This is a genomic window from Streptomyces sp. Ag109_G2-15, from assembly GCF_900215565.1.
Classification (GTDB): Bacteria; Actinomycetota; Actinomycetes; order Streptomycetales; family Streptomycetaceae; genus Streptomyces; species Streptomyces diastatochromogenes.
In genome coordinates this window covers 346,475-364,411 of the sequence record NZ_OCNI01000001.1, presented here as the reverse complement: position 1 = coordinate 364,411, position 17,937 = coordinate 346,475, and the positions used below count along the sequence as shown (strand labels likewise).

Here is a 17,937-nt window from a genome sequence, read left to right as displayed (position 1 = left end):
TCAGCGGCGGTGCGGGTCAGGGGCTCAAGGGCTTAGAGGTTCACGGGTTCAGCGGGCAGGGGATAGAGGGGTCAGGGGCAGGGGCAGGGGATAGAGGGGTCAGGGTCAGGGTCAGGGACTCAGTGGATGATCCCGGTGCGCAGGGCCACGGCGACCATGCCGGCCCGGTCGCCCGTGCCGAGCTTGCGCGCGATGCGGGCGAGGTGGCTCTTCACGGTCAGGGCGGACAGGCCCATCGAGACGCCGATGGCCTTGTTCGACTGGCCTTCCGCGACCAGGCGCAGCACCTCGACCTCGCGTCCGGACAGCTCGCGGTAGCCGCCCGGGTGGCTCGGGGCACCCGGGGGGCGGCGGTGCATCCGGGCGGCGGTGCCGAGAGGAGTGGCGCCGGGCCGGGCGGGGAGTCCGATGTTCGTCCGGGTGCCGGTGACGACGTAGCCCTTGACCCCGCCCGCCAGGGCGTTGCGGACGGCGCCGATGTCGTCGGCGGCGGAGAGCGCCAGCCCGTTGGGCCAGCCCGCGGCGCGGGTCTCGGACAGCAGGGTCAGGCCGGAGCCGTCGGGCAGGTGGACGTCGGCGACGCAGATGTCGCGGGGGTTGCCGATGCGGGGACGAGCCTCCGCGATGGACGAGGCCTCGATGACATCGCGCACACCGAGCGCCCACAGATGGCGGGTGACGGTGGAGCGGACGCGCGGGTCGGCCACGACCACCATGGCGGTCGGCTTGTTCGGGCGGTAGGCGACCAGGCTTGCGGGCTGCTCGAGGAGAACGGACACCAGGCCTCCTGGGGTGGGGGGACGGGGCCGGCTTGGGGGGAAGAAGCCGGGACGAACCGTGCTTTCAAGGTCACAGTCGTCTTCGGCAGCAAACGCGCCCGCCTTTAGAGAATGATCACGATCTAGTGAGTAACAATCCGTGCAATTCGGACACGCGATCGATCATCCGAAGATCGAGTCGGTTCGGGCCGGTGCGATTCGAGTGCGGAAAGTGGCCGTATCGACAAAGAGATGGTCAACAAGGGGTCTATGAGGAGTACCGAGGTGTGTTGCGGAGGTCTGTGCGGAGTACGCCGGTGCGACCGGGGGTCACGTCACCGGGACTGCGGGCCCCTGCGCTGCGGCAGGGACACCACCGAGGCGTCGCCCGGTCCGGCCGGGGGCAGCCCGCCGACCTGGGCCAGCAGATCGCACCAGGAGGCCAGGTGGCCGGCGGTGTCCGGCGCCCCGCCGAGGCCCTCGCGGGGCGTCCAGGAAGCACGGATCTCGATCTGCGAGGCGGCGGGGCGCTCGGCCAGACCGCCGAAGTAGTGCGAGCTGGCGCGCGTGACGGTGCCGCTCGGCTCGCCGTAGGTCAGCCCGCGCGACTGCAGCGCACCGGTCAGCCACGACCAGCACACCTCGGGCAGCAGCGGATCGGCCGCCATCTCCGGCTCCAGCTCCGCACGCACCAGCGTCACCAGCCGGAACGTGCCGTGCCAGGCGTCATGCCCGGCCGGGTCGTGCAGCAGCACCAGCCGCCCGTCGGCCAGCTCCTGCTCGCCGTCGGCCACCACGGCCTCCACCGCGTACGCGTACGGAGCCAGCCGCTGCGGGGCGGGCGTCGGCTCCACCTCGACCTGCGGCCTCAGGCGCGCGGCCCGCAGCGCGTCGACCGCCGCCCGGAACGCCGGCGGCCCCGCCGTACCCGCCCGCCCCTCCGCCTCCGCGTTCTCCTTCGCGTCGTCCATTCCGTCAGCGCCGTCCGACAGTCGTCCCTGAGCCGCAGCCATGCGGGGAAGAGTAAGGGGAACCGGGGCTTTGTGCAGGGCAACACACCCCGCACCCGCTGTTGCCGTGGCCACCTGCGTTCCGCTTCCCGGTGACATGCGAGACTTGCCCCGTGACCGCCAACGACGCCTCCACGGGCCAGCAGCCGACAGCGACGTACGACAGCGCCTTCCTCAAGGCGTGCAGGCGCGAGCCCGTGCCGCACACCCCTGTGTGGTTCATGCGTCAGGCCGGCCGCTCCCTGCCCGAGTACCGCAAGGTGCGCGAGGGCATCCCCATGCTGGAGTCCTGCATGCGGCCCGAGCTGGTCACCGAGATCACACTCCAGCCGGTGCGCCGGCACAACGTGGACGCGGCGATCTACTTCAGCGACATCGTCGTCCCGCTCAAGGCCATCGGCCTCGACCTCGACATCAAGCCCGGCATCGGCCCGGTCGTCGAGCAGCCGATCCGCACCCGCGCCGACCTCGCCCGGCTGCGCGACCTCACCCCCGAGGACGTCCCCTACGTCACCGAGGCGATCGGCCTGCTCACCCGTGAGCTGGGCTCGACCCCGCTGATCGGTTTCGCGGGCGCGCCTTTCACCCTCGCGAGCTACCTGGTCGAGGGCGGTCCGTCGCGTACGTACGAGAACGCCAAGGCGATGATGTACGGCGACCCCGAGCTGTGGGCCGACCTGCTGGACCGCCTGGCCGACATCACGGCCGCCTTCCTGAAGGTGCAGATCGAGGCGGGCGCCTCGGCCGTCCAGCTGTTCGACTCCTGGGTGGGCGCGCTGGCCCCGGCCGACTACGTGAAGTCCGTGATGCCCGCCTCGGCGAAGGTGTTCGAGGCCGTCGCCGGCTACGGCGTCCCGCGCATCCACTTCGGTGTCGGCACCGGTGAGCTGCTGAAGCTCATGGGTGAGGCCGGTGCGGACGTCGTCGGCGTCGACTGGCGCGTCCCGCTGGACGAGGCCGTGCGCCGCGTCGGCCCCGGCAAGGCGCTGCAGGGCAACCTCGACCCGACCGTCCTGTTCACCGACAAGGACACCGTCGAGGCCAGTGCCCAGCAGGTGCTGGACGCGGCCGCCGGTCTCGAGGGGCACGTCTTCAACCTTGGCCACGGCGTGCTGCCCAACACCGACCCGGACGCGCTGACCCGGCTCGTGGAGTACGTCCACACACACAGCGCCCGCTGAGCGCACCCGCTCACCACACCTGACGGGGCCGGGCCTGCCTGCCGAACAGCAGGCGGCGCGGTTCCGGCGGGGGCGGGGTGCCGGGCTTGAGCGGCCAGGCCAGCAGCATGCCCGCCACGAAGCCGACCACATGGGCCGCGTACGCCACCGTCCCGGCGCCGGAGACACCGTGCCCCGAGGAGTACACCGCCTGGAGCACGAACCAGAAGCCCAGCACCAGCCAGGCGGGCAGCCTGAGCGGCAGGAAGACCAGGAACGGGACGAGGACCCACACCCTCGCCCTCGGATACAGCACCAGATAGGCGCCCAGGACTCCGGCGATCGCCCCGGACGCGCCGATCAGCGGGTCGCCGGAGTCGGCGTTGAGCAGCGCGAAACCGTAGCCGGCCGCGTAGCCGCAGACGACGTAGAAGAGGAAGTAGCGGATGTGGCCCATCCGGTCCTCGACGTTGTTGCCGAAGATCAGCAGGAAGAGCATGTTGCCCAGCAGGTGCAGCCAGCTGCCGTGCAGGAACATCGCGGTGAACACGGACAGGGGCGGGGACTTGTCGTAGCGGGCCGGTCCCACCACACAGCCCGGACCGTGCGGGCCCACACCCACGTCGCCCGTCGGGACCACCCGCGGCAGCTGATGGTGGATCAGCTCCCGGGGGACCGCCGCGTAGTGGTCCATGAAGGCCTGCAGGTGGCACAGCTGTGCCAGGTCGCTGCCGCCGGCCACGGAGCCGGCTATGCCGGGTGTGGTGAGGAAGACGAGGACGTTGACGGCGATGAGCGCGTACGTCACGTAGGGCGTGCGGCGTACCGGGTTCACGTCATGGACGGGGATGACCACACAGGAGTAGTGCCCGCGATGCGGCGCGCGAACCGGTGAACGCGGGTGGGCGGGCTTGCGTATCTGTTCTCAACCGACGTGAGGATCAGGCGATGACGAACGCTCCGCAGGTTTCGGCGATGCATGCTCTGCCCGATGGGGAGGCCGAAGTCTCCCTGGTGGTGCGGCTTCCCTGGGAAGATGTCGCGCGGCTCGGTCAGGAAGCCGGGCGGCTGGCCGCGCAGACGGGGCGGCCGGTGACTCTGGACGAGGCGGTCAGCCATCGCCTGCGGTCCACCCGGCCGGCGGCCACACATGCGAGGCCCGCCGGGGAGCAGCCGACCGCCGTTTCTTCCAGCGCGTCCGTCGCTTCTCTGCCGCGGATCAGTGGGACGGCTTAGGAGCGTTGCGGGGTGAGGCAGGGGTGGCTCACCTTGCCCGTACTTTCGCGGTCGCCTTTCTCGCCGCCACCAGGACCGGGTCCCACACCGGTGAGAACGGCGGGGCGTAGCCCAGGTCCAGGGCCGTCATCTGTTCCACCGTCATCTGCGCGGTCAGTGCCACCGCCGCTATGTCGACGCGCTTGGCCGCGCCCTCCCTGCCGACGATCTGTACGCCGAGGAGGCGGCCGGTGCGGCGTTCGGCGAGCATCTTGACCGTCATGGGGGAGGCGCCGGGGTAGTAGCCGGCCCGGCTGGTCGACTCGATGGTGACGGTCTCGAACTGGAGGCCCACGCGGTGGGCGTCCTTCTCGCGCAGGCCGGTGCGGGCGATCTCCAGGTCGCAGACCTTGCTGACCGCCGTGCCGACCACGCCCGGGAAGATGGCGTAACCGCCGCCCGCGTTGCTGCCGATGACTTGGCCGTGCTTGTTCGCGTGGGTGCCGAGCGGGACGTACTGCTCCTGCCCGGAGACCAGGTTCAGCACCTCGACGCAGTCGCCGCCCGCCCAGATGTTCTCGTGGCCGCGTACGCGCATCGCGAGGTCGGTGAGCAGGCCGCCGCGGGCGCCGAGGGGGAGGCCCGCCGCCCGGGCGAGCGCGGTCTCGGGGCGTACGCCGATGCCGAAGACGACGATGTCCGCGGGGTACTCGGCGTCCTCCGTGGCCACCGCGCGGACCCGGCCGTCCTGACCGGTGAGCAGCTTGGTGACCTCGGCGTCGTTCACCATGGTGATGCCCAGGCCCTCCATGGCCCGGTGCACCAGGCGGCCCATGTCCGGGTCGAGGGGCGACATGGGCTCCTTGCCGCGGTTGACGACCGTCACCTGGAAGCCGCGGTGGATGAGCGCCTCGGCCATCTCCACGCCGATGTATCCGGCGCCGACGACGACCGCGCGCCGCCCACGCGTGTGGGCCAGCGAGTCGAGCAGGGCCTGGCCGTCGTCGAGCGTCTGCACGCCGTGCACGCCCGGGGCGTCCGCGCCCGGCATGTCCGGGCGGATCGGGCGGGCGCCGGTCGCGATCACGAGTTTGTCGTACGACACCCAGGACTCGTCCCCGGAATCGACGTCACGCGCGCGTACCCGGGCGCCCGCCACGTCGATCTCCGTGACCTCGGTCCGCATCCGCAGGTCGATGTCCCGCGCGCGGTGCTCCTCGGGTGTGCGCGCGATCAGCCGGTCCCGCTCGGGCACGTCACCGCCGACCCAGTACGGGATCCCGCACGCCGAGAAGGAGGAGAAGTGGCCGCGCTCGAAGGCCACGATCTCCAGTTCGTCCGGCCCCCGCATCCGGCGCGCCTGCGACGCCGCGGACATCCCCGCGGCGTCGCCGCCGATCACGACCAGCCGTTCCCTGCCGCCCCGCCCACCACTCATGCTCATGCGAACACGCTACGGGGCGAGATCATTTCAGTCCTCGTCGGGCGCGCGGGACGGGTCCGGCACCGGGCGCGCCTGGGGCAGCGGGGCGACGGGCGCCGTCGCGGGTGCGGGCTGTGCGTGGCGGGGCAGGCGGGGGCGTACGACGCGCAGCCACAGCAGCGCCAGCAGGGCCGCGAGTGCGGCGAACGGCAGGACCGCGCCGAGGGCCAGGGCGATCCAGCGCAGCATCGTGACGAACACGTGCCAGCCGCCCGACAGGGCGTCCACGAAGCCGGGCGTGTCGTCCTTGGCGGCCTTCTTCACGGGCGTCTCGGACAGCGCCAGGGTGATGGTCGCGAGGCTGGTGCGGTCCTTCAGGGACGCCTGCTGTGCGAGCAGCGCCTCCAGGTCGGCCTCCCGGCTGCTCAGCTCACCTTCCAGGGTGACGACGTCGCTCAGCTTGGTCGCCTTGTCCATCAGCTCGCGGATCCGGGCCACGCTGGCGCGCTGCGACTTGATCCGGCTGTCCACGTCCACGACCTGGTCGGTGACGTCCACCGCCTTCGCCGTGCGGTCGACCAGCTTGCCGGAGCCCTGCAGGTCGGCGAGGACCTCGTCGTACTTCTCGGTGGGCACGCGCAGCACGACCCGGGTCTGCTCGTGGCCCGCTGCGTCCCGGCTCGTGGTCTCGTTGCCGACGTAGCCGCCCGCGCTCTCGGCGGTCGTACGGGCCTCCTCCAGGGCCTTGGGCACGTCCTTGACCTCGACGGTCAGGGAGGCGGTGCGGATGATGGCGCTCGGGGTCAGCTTGGGCGCTCTGGGGGCCGACTTGGCGCCCTCCGCCTTGGCCCCGGCGGCACCCGGCTGTTGCGCCGCGCTGCCCGCGGCGGTTTTGGCGTCGCCCGAGTCGTTCGCGCCGCTGCACCCGGCGAGCGCGAGGGAGGCGGCGAGGAGGACCCCGGCCAGGACCTGGACGGATCGTGCGGAACGTGCGGAGCGTGGTGTGCGCATGGGCGGAACCCCCCGGTGACGGTGACCTGTGACGCTTCTTCGACGCCGGTGCGGGCGGGAACGTTGGACGGCGGCGGTTCCGATGCGGTCACGGTCCGGACTCGTCCCGGACACCGGGCCGGGGCGGCGGTGTCAGTGGGGTCTGAGAGAGTGGGGCCATGAGCGCAACGGGTACGAGCACGGGGCATGTCGTCGTCATCGGAGCCGGTATCGCCGGGCTGGCCGCGGCCCACCGGCTGCTGGGGCGTGGGCTGCGCGTGACCGTCCTGGAGGCCTCCGGCCGGGTCGGCGGCAAGCTGCTGCCGGGCGAGATCGCGGGCGTGCGGGTGGACCTGGGCGCCGAGTCGATGCTCGCCCGCCGCCCCGAGGCGGTGGCTCTCGCCCGCGAGGTGGGCCTCACCGGGCAGCTCCAGCCGCCGGCCACCGCGACCGCCTCGATCTGGACGCGCGGCGTCCTGTGCCCGATGCCCAAGGGCCATGTGATGGGCGTCCCCGGCACGGCGACCGCCCTGGCCGGAGTCCTGTCCGACGAGGGCCTGGCCCGCATCGAGCGCGACGCCGAACTGCCCCGCACGGAGGTCGGCGACGACGTGGCCGTGGGGGAGTACGTGGCGGCGCGGCTCGGCCGCGAGGTCGTCGACCGTCTCGTCGAGCCCCTGCTGGGCGGGGTGTACGCGGGTGACGCGTACCGCATCTCGATGCGCTCGGCCGTCCCGCAGCTCTTCCAGGCCGCCCGCACCCACGACTCGCTCACCGCGGCCGTCCGCGACATTCAGGCCAAGGCCGCCGCGAGCCGGCAGACCGGGCCCGTGTTCATGGGCATCGAGGGCGGGGTGGGCCGACTGCCGCTCGCGGTCGCCGAGTCGGTGCGGGCCCGGGGCGGGGAGATCCTGACCGGCGCCGCGGTGACCGAGCTGAGAAGGGTGGCCGAGCCGGATGCGGCGGCGCGGCCGCACACGGTCTGGCGCGTGGTCGCCGGCGACCGTGTCCTGCATGCCGACGCCGTGATCGTCGCCGTCCCCGCGCCCGTCGCGGCCGGCCTCCTGCGCGCCGAGTCCCCCGAGGCCGCCGCCGAACTCGCCGCCGTCGAGTACGCCTCCATGGCGCTGATCACCCTCGCCTACCGCCGGGCCGACCTCGCCCTCCCCGAGGGCAGTGGCTTCCTGGTGCCGCCCGTCGACGGCCGCACCATCAAGGCGTCGACCTTCGCCTCCCAGAAGTGGGGCTGGATCGCGGACGAGGATCCGGACGTGGTGGTGCTGCGCACCTCCGTGGGGCGCTACGGCGAGGCGGAGATCCTGCAGCGCGAGGACGCCGGCCTGGTCGAGGTCTCCCGGCACGACCTGCGCGAGGCGACCGGCCTGGACGCCGTACCCCTGCGGACCCGCGTGACCCGCTGGACCGACGGCCTGCCCCAGTACCCCGTCGGCCACCACGCGCGCGTGGCCCGCATCCGCGAGCACGTCACCAAGCTGCCGGGCCTCGCGGTGTGCGGCGCGCAGTACGACGGCGTCGGTATTCCCGCCTGCATCGCGAGCGCGTACGCGGCGGTGGACCAGCTGGGCGGCGACCTGGCCGGTGTGGAGGAGCTGATGACCAACCCGGTGCAGAGCCTGCACGGCGGAGCGGGAGAATAGGGACCATGAGTGACGACGCCCCCACCACCGAGTCCGGCAGGATCCCGAACAAGGGCAAGCTGGCCAAGGACCTCAACGAGGTCATCCGCTACACCCTGTGGTCGGTCTTCAAGCTGAAGGACGTACTGCCCGAGGACCGCGCGGGTTACGCCGACGAGGTCCAGGAGCTGTTCGACCAGCTCGCCGCCAAGGACGTGACGATCCGCGGCACCTACGACGTCTCCGGCCTGCGCGCCGACGCCGACCTCATGATCTGGTGGCACGCCGAGACCAGCGACCAGCTGCAGGAGGCGTACAACCTCTTCCGCCGCACCAGGCTGGGCCGCGCCCTGGAGCCGGTCTGGTCGAACATGGCGCTGCACCGCCCCGCCGAGTTCAACCGCTCGCACATCCCGGCGTTCCTCGCCGACGAGACGCCCCGCAACTACGTGAGCGTCTACCCGTTCGTGCGCTCCTACGACTGGTACCTGCTGCCCGACGAGGACCGCCGCCGCATGCTCGCCGACCACGGCAAGATGGCCCGCGGCTACCCCGACGTGCGCGCCAACACGGTCGCCTCCTTCTCCCTCGGCGACTACGAGTGGCTCCTCGCCTTCGAGGCCGACGAGCTGTACCGCATCGTCGACCTCATGCGCCACCTGCGCGCCTCGGAGGCCCGCATGCACGTCCGCGAGGAAGTTCCCTTCTTCACCGGGCGCCGCAAGTCGGTGGCCGAGCTGGTGGCCGGGCTCGCCTAGGCGGTCCTGCCCTTGAGCGAGTCCCGTAGGGACTGCTTCGGGGCACTGTCCGCGGGGGCCTCGGGCTTCGGCTCCGGGTGCGGTGCGCAGGCCGCGCGCCGCCCCGGGAGCCGGCCCTCCAGCAGGTAGGCGTCCAGGTGCGCGTTCACGCACTTGTTCGGGCCGCCCCCGATCCCGTGCGTGCCCGCGTCCCGCTCGGTCACCAGCACCGAGTCGGCCAGCCGCCGGTTCATCTCCAGCGCGCCCGTGTACGGCGTGGCCGCGTCCCGTTCGGCCGCCAGGATCAGCACCGGCGGCAGCTCACCGGGTCCGGTGCGCACGTCCAGCGGCTGCTGCCGGGGTGCGGGCCAGTAGGCGCACGGCAGGTTCATCCACGCGTTGTCCCAGGTGATGAACGGAGCCACGCGCGCGAGCCGCGTGTTGTCGCGGTCCCACACCTGCCAGTCCGTCGGCCAGGCCGCGTCGTTGCACTCGACGGCCGTGTACACCGCGTTGCCGTTCTCGGCCTCGGCGGCCGCCTCCGGGCTCGGCGCCGCCAGCCGGACCAACGGCTTCGCGTCGCCCCGCAGATAGGCCGACAGCGCGGCGGCCCGGCTCGGCCAGACGTCGTCGTAGTACCCGGCGGTGAGGAACGCGTTCTGCAACTGCCCCGGCCCGACCTTCCCGTCCGCGGCCTTCGCGGCCAGCCGCCCGCGCGCGGTGTCGTAGCTGTGCTGCACCTTCGCCGCCGTGTCGCCGAGCCGGTAGACGTCGTCGTGCCGGGCGATCCACTCGCGGAAGTCGGTCCAGCGGTCCTCGAACGCGGCCGACTGGTCGAGGTTGTCGCCGTACCAGACCTTCGCCGGGTCCGGGTCCACCGCCGAGTCCAGCACCATCCGCCGCACATGCGAGGGGAACAGCGTCGCGTACACCGCGCCGAAGTAGGTGCCGTACGACGCTCCCATGAAGGTCAGCCGGTCCTCGCCCAGCGCCGCCCGCAGGACGTCCAGGTCACGGGCGTTGTTGAGGGAGTTGTAGAACCGCAGCCTGCCGCCGGACCGTTCGGCGCAGCCGCGCGCGTACGCCTTCGCCTGCTCGATGCGCTGGCGCTTGTACTGCTCCGAGGGGTGCGTCGGCGACTGCGTGGGCCCCTTGAAGAAGTTCTTGGGGTCCACGCACGACAGCGGCGCCGAACGGTCCACCCCGCGCGGGGCGTAGCCGACCAGGTCGTAGGCGGCGGCGATCCGCTTCCACTCGGGGAGCATGCCGATCAGCGGGAAGTACATGCCGGACGCGCCGGGGCCGCCCGGGTTGTAGACGAGGGCGCCCTGCCGGGGCACCTTCCGCTTGCTGTTGTGCGGGTCCTTGTGGGTGGCCTTCACCCGGCTGACGGTCAGTCTGATCTGCCGGCCGTCGGGGTGCGCGTAGTCCAGCGGAACGCTCACCGTGCCGCACTGCATGCCGGCCGGCGCGTCCGGCTCGGCGGCGCACTTGCCGAAGTCGACGCCGGCCGCTCGGGCGCGCGCGGCGGCCACCGCGGTCCCCCGCAGCTCTGCCGAGCCCGGTGCGGCGGGGGCGCCGCCCGCCGGGGCCGCGGCCAGCGTGGTCAGGAGCAAGGAACCGGCGGCCGAGTACAGGGCGGCAGCTCTCATCGCGTATCCCTTCGGTGCGCCGCGGCGATGGCACGGCTGCCACGGCCCGGCGACGACAAAAGGGATGTTTCGTTCGGCTGTCGGCGAAGGCAAGCACCGTCCGGCGGGTGTCGCCGTCAATGCCCCCGATGCGCCCCCGAGTCCGCCGTCCTCACTCCCGCCAGGGCTGGTCGCGGTGGGTGAAGGCCGCGCGCAGTTCCGGCTCGCCGATCGCGCGGATGCCGCGTACGGCGACGGAGGTGAGGAAGGACCGCTCGTCGCCGTTGCCGTCGCCGGCCGACCGCCGGGTCAGCGTCCCGAGCAGCCGCTGTCCGGCGGGGGAGGCCCAGCGCGAGTACGGATGCACCTCGACCCGGGCGATGGCCAGGCAGCTCAGGGTCAGCGTGAGCGGCAGCGCGAACCACAGGGCGACCAGGAGGCGCGGCATGCCGGTCTGGCCGGGCATCAGCAGCGCGGTCAGGCCCAGCGCCAGCACGACCAGTGCGGCGGCGCGCACCTGGCGCATCCCGTCCGCCACCGTCGTCCGCGCGCCGTCGGGCACCGCGAGTCCCGCGCGCACCAGACCGTCGGCGAGCCGGCGCACGGCCTCGGCGCCCGCCGCCGCGGCCCGCACCGGAGCGATCCGGGACTGTCCCTCGGGCCCGATGGCCCCTATGACGGACTGCTCCATCTCGTCGCGGCCGCGCGGGTCCACCACCGTGGCCCACCCGGTGTGCGCGAGCAGCAGCCGCCGCTGCCGGGCCATGGACACCATGGTCACATCGGCGACCCGCGCGGGGCCGCCGGACAGGAACGCCGCCTCGTACAGCGTCAGGGCGTGACCGTGGTCCGCGGTGGTGCCGTCCGCGTCGACGGCCGCGGCGCGTACGGCGGCCAGGCACAGCCGGGTACACGTGATGCCGGCGAACGCCCAGGCCAGGAGCAGCAGGAGGACCCAGAACATGACGTTTTTCTATGCCAGAGGCCTGGGAAACGCCATGCCCTGTTCACCATCCGGACCGAGTGTTGCCGGTATGTGACGTTCCGTTTTTCCCGCAGGTCAGGGGCTGTTCGCCGGCGGCGGGCTGGAGGCGGCGGGCGGCAGGGCGTACGTCGTCGACGGCGAGGGCACCACCGGCACCGCGGAGGCGGGGTCGACCTCAGGGGGTGTGGGCACGGCGGAGGGGGGCGCGGCGAGGTCCCGGGCCAGCGCGGAGAAGTCGACGTACCCGGTCGCCTCCAGGACCTTGATGTGGTCCAGTACGGTCGCGTTGGCGTCGTCGGCCAGGTCGCGGACCAGGGAGTTCTGGGTGCCGGCGCGGACCTGGGCGACCAGCGAGAAGACCCGGCCGTGCGCGAAGCGCAGGATGCCGGCGAACTTGCGGTCGAAGTCCTGGCCCTGCGCCGAGTTCAGGGTGGCGAGCCACTGCTTCTGCTGCTCGTTGGGCTCGTTGGGCAGGGGCACGCCGAGCTGGGAGGCGACGGTGCGGACGTGTGCGTCGAGGGAGGTGTGGCCGTCGACCAGGTGCCGGCCGGCGTCCCGTACGGCCTGTGTCGTCCCCTTCCGCTCCGCCAACTGCCCGGCGGGCAGCTCCCACAGGCCCGCGAGCCGGACCTTGGTGACGAAGTCCCGGTCCTGCGCGGACAGCGGGCCGTACGGGGTCGTCACCGTCTGGGCGCTGAGTGTGGTGGCGTCGGTCGGGTCCGGTCGGTCGGCGTACGACCAGAGCGGAAAGAGCAACGCGGCGACTGTCGCCGCCAGGCCCGTGATGATGAGCCCGGTGCCGTTGAATATGCCTCGGCCCTTGATGGGGGGTCGCGGTCGCATGGTGCCTCCTGCTCCGCACGCCGGGGTGCTTGCTGCGGGTGCGGGCTTGGCATATTACTGCGGAGTTCGGAGTGGCTCGGTTCGGCACCGTTGAGCGCGGCCGCAGCCGCCCGCGGTCGGCCGTTCCGCCGTAGCTGCGGGCAGTCGTGCCGCTGGGGCGGCACGGGTGGGCGCAGCGGCACCCGGCCGGCGCCGGTGAGCGGACCCACCCCCGGCCCGCACCATCTCCGCTCACCGCCTACGGAGCAGTACCCTCGCCCGCGCCGCCAGCCCGGGCGACCGCGGGGCCGGACCCGCTCGGTCCAGCCACCACTCCCGCAGCTCCCGCCGGACCTTCGCATCGTCCGGCCGCCCGACCTTCAGCAGCTGCCCCACGAAGTCCAGCGCATCCCGCCGATACCCCCCGCTCATCGGCCGCACCCGCGCATACTCGAGGAACGCCTCCCGGTACCCCTCCCCGAGCAGCAGAGGCAACTCGGGCGCCACCTTCGCCACCACATCCGCCCGCTTCGCCGCGAGCGCCCGCGCCTGCACCCCCATCCGCGCCCGGTCGAACCCCTCCGGCACCGGAGTCCCGGCCACCAGCGAGGACAGCACCGCCGCCTGGGCGACACCGAGCCGCTGCCGGGCCTCGGGCGGGGCCAGGACGGCGACGCCCCCGCCCGGCCTCGCCGCACCGCCGACCACCGCGGCCGCCCGACCCGCCGCCACGGCCCCCCGGATCGCCCCCAACTCACGCTCCAGCTCGGCCGGTCCGGGGAAGTTCTCGTCCCGTTCCAGCAGCACCCCGGGCGGCGCGACCCGGGACGCGAGGTCGGTCAGGATGTCGAGCACCGGACGCGGCACGGGGTGCGCATGGCTGTCGTGCCAGACGCCGTCGCGCTCGAAGCCGCCCGCGACATGGACGTAGGCGATGGCCTCCAGGGGCAGCGTGGCGAGCGCCTCGGCCGGGTCCTCGCCCCGGTTGACGTGGTTGGTGTGCAGGTTGGCGACGTCGATGAGCAGCCGTACCCCGGTCCGCTCGACCAGCTCGGCCAGGAACTGCCCCTCGGTCATCTCCTCGCCCGGCCAGGAGAACAGCGCGGCGATGTTCTCCAGGGCGAGCGGCACCGGCAGCGCCTCCTGCGCGATCCGCACGTTCTCGCAGAGCACGTCGAGTGCGTCCCGGGTGCGCGGCACGGGCAGCAGATGGCCCGCCTCCAGGTGCGGGGAGGCGGTGAGCGCGCCGCCCGCCCGTACGAACGCGATGTGCTCGGTGACCAGGGGCGCCCCGAGCGCCTCCACCCGTTCCGCGAGCGCGGTGAGTCGGCCCTCGTCGGGGCGCTCCGCGCCGCCGAGGCCGAGGGAGACGCCGTGCGGGATCACGGTCACCCCGCGCTCGCGCAGCCGTAGCAGCGAGTCCGGGAGGTGGCCGGGGCAGACGTTCTCCGCCACGACCTCCACCCAGTCGATGCCCGGCATACGCTCCACGGCGTCCGCGATCTCCGGCCGCCAGCCGATTCCTGTGCCCAGTCGCCGCACGGCTCCACCCCCTCCGTCTCCGAGTGACGGGGGTATGGCCCCCGCGGACGGCTCCCAACCCCCGCGCCCGTGCGTTCAGAGCAACATTTGAGGTTCGCCGTTCCTCGATATGCGAGGTTCGCCGTCCCTCACCCCCGTACCGGCCACTCCTCCGGGACCCGGCCCAGCAGGCGCAACGCCTCCTCCAGGGGCCCGGACACCGATGGCACGTCCAGCGCCGGGGCGAAGGCGAAACCCGGCCCGCGCCGGGCAGGGTCGACCGGCACCCGCCGGGCCACGGCTAGCGCGGCGTGGAGAACGTGCTCCGGCAGGTCCAGGCGCACCCCGAGGGCGGCGGCGACATCCCAGGCATGCACCACGTAGTCGACGAAGTGGAAGCCGATCGCCTGGCGTGCCGGGAAGCTCCGGCCCAGCTCCGGCAGCGTGAACTCCCGCTCGGCCGCGCCCGGTTCGGCGAAGGCGGTGAGTACGGCGGTGGCGGCCACCCGGTGCACCCCGGCGGGCTCCCGCATGTCTTCCGGCTCCCGCCAGTACACCGCCTCGTGCCCCGCACCCCGCGCCGCCGCCGCGAAGCCGACGTGCTGTGCGGTCATGTGCGCCACGAGCCGCCGCAGCGTCCACCCCGCGCACGGGGTGCTCCGCTCCCAGTCCGACTCCTGCGCCAGTCCCACCACCCGCACGGCCTCGTGCACGGCGATGCGGTCGAGTTCCACGATGTCGTTCTCGGCGACGGTCATACGAGCGAGCCTAAAACTGTGCGAACGATCGTGCTAGTTTTTTACGACACTCGGGGACAACAACCCGGCCGCCGCCCTCAACAGCGCGCCCTCTCAAGGAACTTCGGGAATCGGGACCGCGTCTCCCGTCGCCGCCTCCCGCAACCGCCGCGCGATGCCCACCCGGGCTCTGCGGTAGGCGGTCTCCTCGTCGTGCAGCACGGAGAGGGCGTTCGCCGTCTCCAGCAACGCCACCAACTCGAAGGCCAGCTGGGCGACGTCCGTGTCGGCGCGCACCTCACCCGCCGTACGGGCCTCCTCGATCGTTCGCTCCACATGGGCCGACCAGTCGCGCTGGGCGCGGACCACCGCGTCGTGCACCGGGCCCGTCCGCGCGTCGAACTCGGCCATGGCGCCGTAGAAGAAGCAGCCGCCCGGGAACACCCGCCCCCGCGAGTACTCCAGCCACAGCTCGCACAGCCGCCACACCCGTCCGACGCCGGCCGGCACCTCACCCGCGGGCCGGATCACCCGCTCGATGAAGATCCGGGCTGCCTCCCGCACGGTGGCCAGCTGCAGCTCCTGCTTGGAGCCGAAGAGCGCGAACACCCCGCTCTTGCTCAGCTCCAGCTCGGTGGCCAGCCGGCCGACGGTCAGCGCCTCCAGCCCCTCGACCGAGGCGATCTCCACGGTCCGGCGCAGCACCAACTGCCGGGTCCGGTTGCCCCGTTCGACGCGCCCGTCGAGCCGAGTCACCCGGCACCCCCTACCGCAGCGCGGGGTGGTCGGCGACCACCGTGCAGGAGCCCGGCGCGATCTCCGTGAAGCCGGCGTCCCGCACCAACGGCAGCCCGCCGCCGGTCAGCCGGTGCCACTCGGCGGGATCGGCGGTGCGTACGGCCAACGGGAACCCGGCCTCCCGCCACGCGGTCCGCTCCTCGTCGGACAGCGCCCACCAGGCCAGCTGGGCGCCGTGCCCCGCCTGGGCCATCGTCTTCCCGGCGGACATGTCCAGTTCGGGGTTCAGCCACAGCACCGGCTGCGCGCGATCCGCCTCGACGGGCGGCTCCGGGTCGTCCAGCTCCGTTCCGGACACCTGCAGCTTCGCCAGATCCTTCGGCCAGCCGTCCAGCGGCACCGGCGGGAAGACCCGCACCTCGGCGGACTTGCCGTTCACCGTGATCCCGGGCAGCGCCTCGGCCCGCCGCCACTCCGCTCCCCGGGCCCGCCGCACGACCTTCCGGATCCGCGCGTCCTCCCAGTCCCGCACGGCCTGAGCCCACTCCCCGTCCCCGACGGCCCGCTCATCACTGAGCAGCAGAAGCACGGCCCGAGCGGCCGTCTCCAGCGCATCGGTACGGGCAGGAGGAGCACTCCGCTCGATACGGACGACAAGGGGCAGCACGTACTGCGGCGCCTCGTCGCGGGGGTTGGGCTCGGACTGGAAGGGACTGTCGCTGGGGGACGCTGGAACATGGCTCACGCCAGCCAACTTTAAGGGGCGCGGGGAACTGCGCGACCAGCCCCTGACGTCTCGCACACCGGACTCATGATCACCCCCTACGGCGAGACCGGACAAAATCCCCCCATGCAACGTGATCTTCGGCTGACCGGCGTAGGCCGCCGCTACGGCATCCGCGGCCCGTGGGTACTGCGCGGCGTCGACTTAGCGGTAGCGCCCTGCACACTCACCCGCATCGAAGGAGCCAACGGCACCGGAAAATCAACCCTCCTTCGCCTGGTCGCCCGCCTGGACGCCCCGACCGAAGGCCGCGTCACCGGGCGCCCACGCACGGCGTACGTCCCGGAGCGCTTCCCCTCGGCCCTGCCCTTCACCGCGTCCGGCTACCTGACCCACCTCGGCACCATCCACGGCCTCTCCCGCAAGACCGCCGCGAGCGCCGCGCACGGCTGGCTGGAGCGGTTCGGCGCAGCCGCCTACGCGACCACCCCCATGTCACGCCTCTCCAAGGGCAGCAGCCAGAAGGTCGCCGTCGCGCAAGCCCTCCTCGCCGACCCGGAGCTGCTGGTGCTGGACGAGGCGTGGACCGGGCTGGACGCGGCCGCGCGGGACGAGCTGGAGCGGGCGGTGGCCGAGCGGACCGCCGCCGGGGGTGCCGTCGTCTTCGTGGATCACGACCCGCGCCGCCTGGCCGGGGTGCCCGACGCGACGTACACCGTCGTGGACGGCGGCCTCAAGCTCCGCACGGACAGCGGGAGTTCACCGCCGACCGGGCCGCTCACCCGGGTCACCGTGCAGGGACCGCCGGGGGCGCAGCTGCCGCCCGACGCGGTGCGGACGGTCACCTCGGCGGAGGAGATCACCCCCGGCGTCCACCGCCTCGCCGTCCCCGCCTCCCGTTCGGACGTCCTCCTGCGCGCCCTGCTGACGGCCCGCCCGCCCTGGCACGTGGTGAGCGTCGAGCCGGACGGAACCACCCCACTCGACCCCGGAAGCCGCCCATGACCGCCCTCCTGCGCTATCAGGCCGACCTGCTGCTGCGCTCGCAGCGCTGGCTGCCACCAGTGATCCTCTACGCCGCCTTCCTCGCGATCGGCGTACAGAGCGGCCAGCCGGTGCTCGACTCGCTCGGCTACGCGGCCGCCGGTCTGCTGCCGGTGGCCGCCTGGCTGGTGCGGATCTGTGTCACCGGCGAGCCGGACGCCGCCCGTGTCTGCGTCGCCGCGGCGCGCGGTCCCGCCCGCACCCACCTGGCCTGCCTGCTGACCGCGCTGCTCGCCTCGGCGGCGCTCGGGGTGGTGGCGACCCTGGTCGTGACGCTGGTCAGCGACCCGGCGAGCAACGGCCACCGGATCCATGTCCCGCCGCTCAGGGCGGGTGCGGCCGGACTCCTGGCCGCCCTGGCCTGCGCGCTGCTGGGCAGTGCCGTCGGCGCGCTCACCAACCGGCCGGTGCTGCGCTCCACCGGCCGCGCGGTGCCGGCGATGCTGCTGGCCGCGCTGCTGTCGGTGGTGCTGGCGGGCTCCCCGGCCCAGGCCGCGGTCAGCGGTCTGGTGACCGGTTCGCAGTCCGGCCGGGTCCCGGTACCGCTGCTGCCCCTGGCCGGGGCCGGCCTCGTCGCCGCCGCGGCCTTCGCGGCGGCCTGCGCGCTCACCGCCCGCCGCTCACCCTGAACAGGCGGTGCGCTGTGCCTCCTGCCACTCGCACACCGGGCACAGAGTGATGCCCTTGTACGACTCCGGGTACTCCGTGGGCTCTTGGCACAGCACGCACGCGGCGTACGGCGGGCCGTCGGCCTTCGGGGGCCGGGGCGCGTCGGTGACGGTGCAGTAGTCGTCGTCGCTCATGC

At 73.1% G+C, this 17,937-nt stretch carries 19 protein-coding genes; 6 read left to right on the top strand and 13 right to left on the bottom strand.

Features of this window, described 5'->3' with window-relative positions; genetic code table 11:
* Positions 1-119: 119 nt before the first annotated feature.
* Positions 120-779, bottom strand: a complete 660-nt coding sequence (locus CRP49_RS01570; RefSeq protein WP_094222346.1) for a response regulator transcription factor — start codon at positions 777-779, stop codon at positions 120-122.
* A 314-nt stretch (positions 780-1,093) separates the two neighbouring features.
* Positions 1,094-1,771, bottom strand: a complete 678-nt coding sequence (locus CRP49_RS01565) for a DUF3000 domain-containing protein (protein WP_097251806.1) — start codon at positions 1,769-1,771, stop codon at positions 1,094-1,096.
* 110 nt (positions 1,772-1,881) lie between these two features.
* Here CRP49_RS01565 and hemE point away from each other — a divergent pair, with 110 nt between their 5' ends.
* Complete coding sequence (gene hemE, locus CRP49_RS01560; RefSeq protein ID WP_097251805.1) at positions 1,882-2,949, top strand: uroporphyrinogen decarboxylase; 1,068 nt, start codon at positions 1,882-1,884, stop codon at positions 2,947-2,949.
* 10 nt (positions 2,950-2,959) lie between these two features.
* Here the strand turns inward: hemE and CRP49_RS01555 are convergent, their stop codons facing one another.
* Positions 2,960-3,784 carry a rhomboid family intramembrane serine protease gene (locus tag CRP49_RS01555; RefSeq protein ID WP_097251804.1) on the bottom strand — a complete coding sequence of 275 codons (825 nt, stop codon included), beginning with the start codon at positions 3,782-3,784 and terminating at the stop codon, positions 2,960-2,962.
* 92 nt (positions 3,785-3,876) lie between these two features.
* Between CRP49_RS01555 and CRP49_RS01550 the strand changes: the two genes are divergently transcribed.
* Positions 3,877-4,164 carry a hypothetical protein gene (locus CRP49_RS01550; protein ID WP_097251803.1) on the top strand — a complete coding sequence of 96 codons (288 nt, stop codon included), beginning with the start codon at positions 3,877-3,879 and terminating at the stop codon, positions 4,162-4,164.
* Between the two features lie 28 nt (positions 4,165-4,192).
* Here CRP49_RS01550 and CRP49_RS01545 read toward each other — a convergent pair whose 3' ends face one another.
* Together CRP49_RS01545 and CRP49_RS01540 are read right to left on the bottom strand one after the other, a co-directional pair.
* Entirely contained in the window at positions 4,193-5,587 is a 1,395-nt protein-coding gene (locus CRP49_RS01545) for an FAD-dependent oxidoreductase (protein ID WP_097251802.1), read from the bottom strand.
* 27 nt (positions 5,588-5,614) lie between these two features.
* Complete coding sequence (locus CRP49_RS01540; protein WP_097251801.1) at positions 5,615-6,577, bottom strand: DUF4349 domain-containing protein; 963 nt, start codon at positions 6,575-6,577, stop codon at positions 5,615-5,617.
* A 158-nt stretch (positions 6,578-6,735) separates the two neighbouring features.
* Between CRP49_RS01540 and hemG the strand changes: the two genes are divergently transcribed.
* Positions 6,736-8,214: a protoporphyrinogen oxidase gene (hemG, locus tag CRP49_RS01535; RefSeq protein ID WP_097251800.1), complete on the top strand. Its 1,479-nt coding sequence runs from the start codon at positions 6,736-6,738 to the stop codon at positions 8,212-8,214.
* A 5-nt stretch (positions 8,215-8,219) separates the two neighbouring features.
* Entirely contained in the window at positions 8,220-8,951 is a 732-nt protein-coding gene (gene hemQ, locus CRP49_RS01530; RefSeq protein ID WP_097251799.1) for a hydrogen peroxide-dependent heme synthase, read from the top strand.
* Here the strand turns inward: hemQ and CRP49_RS01525 are convergent.
* From CRP49_RS01525 to CRP49_RS01495, 7 genes are all read right to left on the bottom strand, one after another.
* Positions 8,948-10,582: an alpha/beta hydrolase gene (locus tag CRP49_RS01525; protein ID WP_097251798.1), complete on the bottom strand. Its 1,635-nt coding sequence runs from the start codon at positions 10,580-10,582 to the stop codon at positions 8,948-8,950. The two genes, hemQ and CRP49_RS01525, sit on opposite strands and share 4 nt — an antisense overlap.
* Positions 10,583-10,733: 151 nt before the next feature.
* On the bottom strand, positions 10,734-11,525 hold the full coding sequence (locus tag CRP49_RS01520; RefSeq protein WP_097251797.1) for a TIGR04222 domain-containing membrane protein: 792 nt from the start codon (positions 11,523-11,525) through the stop codon (positions 10,734-10,736).
* Positions 11,526-11,621: 96 nt separating this feature from the next.
* Positions 11,622-12,389 (bottom strand): DUF4142 domain-containing protein, encoded by a 768-nt coding sequence (locus tag CRP49_RS01515; protein WP_097251796.1) that lies wholly within the window; start codon positions 12,387-12,389, stop codon positions 11,622-11,624.
* 231 nt (positions 12,390-12,620) lie between these two features.
* Positions 12,621-13,910 (bottom strand): DUF692 domain-containing protein, encoded by a 1,290-nt coding sequence (locus CRP49_RS01510; protein ID WP_097251795.1) that lies wholly within the window; start codon positions 13,908-13,910, stop codon positions 12,621-12,623.
* A gap of 128 nt (positions 13,911-14,038) precedes the next feature.
* On the bottom strand, positions 14,039-14,647 hold the full coding sequence (locus CRP49_RS01505; RefSeq protein ID WP_097251794.1) for a TIGR03086 family metal-binding protein: 609 nt from the start codon (positions 14,645-14,647) through the stop codon (positions 14,039-14,041).
* Positions 14,648-14,740: 93 nt separating this feature from the next.
* A complete protein-coding gene (locus CRP49_RS01500; protein ID WP_097251793.1) occupies positions 14,741-15,382 on the bottom strand; it encodes a TetR/AcrR family transcriptional regulator in 642 nt (213 codons plus the stop codon).
* 10 nt (positions 15,383-15,392) lie between these two features.
* Positions 15,393-16,109: a peptidyl-tRNA hydrolase gene (locus CRP49_RS01495; RefSeq protein WP_179851467.1), complete on the bottom strand. Its 717-nt coding sequence runs from the start codon at positions 16,107-16,109 to the stop codon at positions 15,393-15,395.
* 105 nt (positions 16,110-16,214) lie between these two features.
* Between CRP49_RS01495 and CRP49_RS01490 the strand changes: the two genes are divergently transcribed.
* Both CRP49_RS01490 and CRP49_RS01485 read left to right on the top strand, forming a co-directional pair.
* Positions 16,215-17,093 (top strand): ATP-binding cassette domain-containing protein, encoded by an 879-nt coding sequence (locus CRP49_RS01490; protein ID WP_097251791.1) that lies wholly within the window; start codon positions 16,215-16,217, stop codon positions 17,091-17,093.
* Positions 17,090-17,761: an ABC transporter gene (locus CRP49_RS01485; protein ID WP_097251790.1), complete on the top strand. Its 672-nt coding sequence runs from the start codon at positions 17,090-17,092 to the stop codon at positions 17,759-17,761. The genes CRP49_RS01490 and CRP49_RS01485 overlap by 4 nt, the downstream gene beginning before the upstream one ends.
* Here CRP49_RS01485 and CRP49_RS01480 read toward each other — a convergent pair.
* The gene (locus CRP49_RS01480; RefSeq protein WP_097251789.1) at positions 17,753-17,935 is read right to left on the bottom strand and encodes a hypothetical protein; all 183 of its coding nucleotides are present in this window, start codon (positions 17,933-17,935) and stop codon (positions 17,753-17,755) included. The two genes, CRP49_RS01485 and CRP49_RS01480, sit on opposite strands and share 9 nt — an antisense overlap.
* Positions 17,936-17,937: the final 2 nt, after the last annotated feature.

Excerpts from the sequence above, each read along its gene's own strand:
- CRP49_RS01565 (WP_097251806.1), bottom strand. The coding sequence starts at position 1,771 with ATGGCTGCGGCTCAGGGACGACTGTCGGACGGCGCTGACGGAATGGAC.
- CRP49_RS01550 (WP_097251803.1), top strand. The coding sequence starts at position 3,877 with ATGACGAACGCTCCGCAGGTTTCGGCGATGCATGCTCTGCCCGATGGG.
- CRP49_RS01545 (WP_097251802.1), bottom strand. The coding sequence starts at position 5,587 with ATGAGCATGAGTGGTGGGCGGGGCGGCAGGGAACGGCTGGTCGTGATC.
- CRP49_RS01540 (WP_097251801.1), bottom strand. The coding sequence starts at position 6,577 with ATGCGCACACCACGCTCCGCACGTTCCGCACGATCCGTCCAGGTCCTG.
- hemG (WP_097251800.1), top strand. The coding sequence starts at position 6,736 with ATGAGCGCAACGGGTACGAGCACGGGGCATGTCGTCGTCATCGGAGCC.
- hemQ (WP_097251799.1), top strand. The coding sequence starts at position 8,220 with ATGAGTGACGACGCCCCCACCACCGAGTCCGGCAGGATCCCGAACAAG.
- CRP49_RS01525 (WP_097251798.1), bottom strand. The coding sequence starts at position 10,582 with ATGAGAGCTGCCGCCCTGTACTCGGCCGCCGGTTCCTTGCTCCTGACC.
- CRP49_RS01520 (WP_097251797.1), bottom strand. The coding sequence starts at position 11,525 with ATGTTCTGGGTCCTCCTGCTGCTCCTGGCCTGGGCGTTCGCCGGCATC.
- CRP49_RS01515 (WP_097251796.1), bottom strand. The coding sequence starts at position 12,389 with ATGCGACCGCGACCCCCCATCAAGGGCCGAGGCATATTCAACGGCACC.
- CRP49_RS01505 (WP_097251794.1), bottom strand. The coding sequence starts at position 14,647 with ATGACCGTCGCCGAGAACGACATCGTGGAACTCGACCGCATCGCCGTG.
- CRP49_RS01490 (WP_097251791.1), top strand. The coding sequence starts at position 16,215 with ATGCAACGTGATCTTCGGCTGACCGGCGTAGGCCGCCGCTACGGCATC.
- CRP49_RS01485 (WP_097251790.1), top strand. The coding sequence starts at position 17,090 with ATGACCGCCCTCCTGCGCTATCAGGCCGACCTGCTGCTGCGCTCGCAG.
- CRP49_RS01480 (WP_097251789.1), bottom strand. The coding sequence starts at position 17,935 with ATGAGCGACGACGACTACTGCACCGTCACCGACGCGCCCCGGCCCCCG.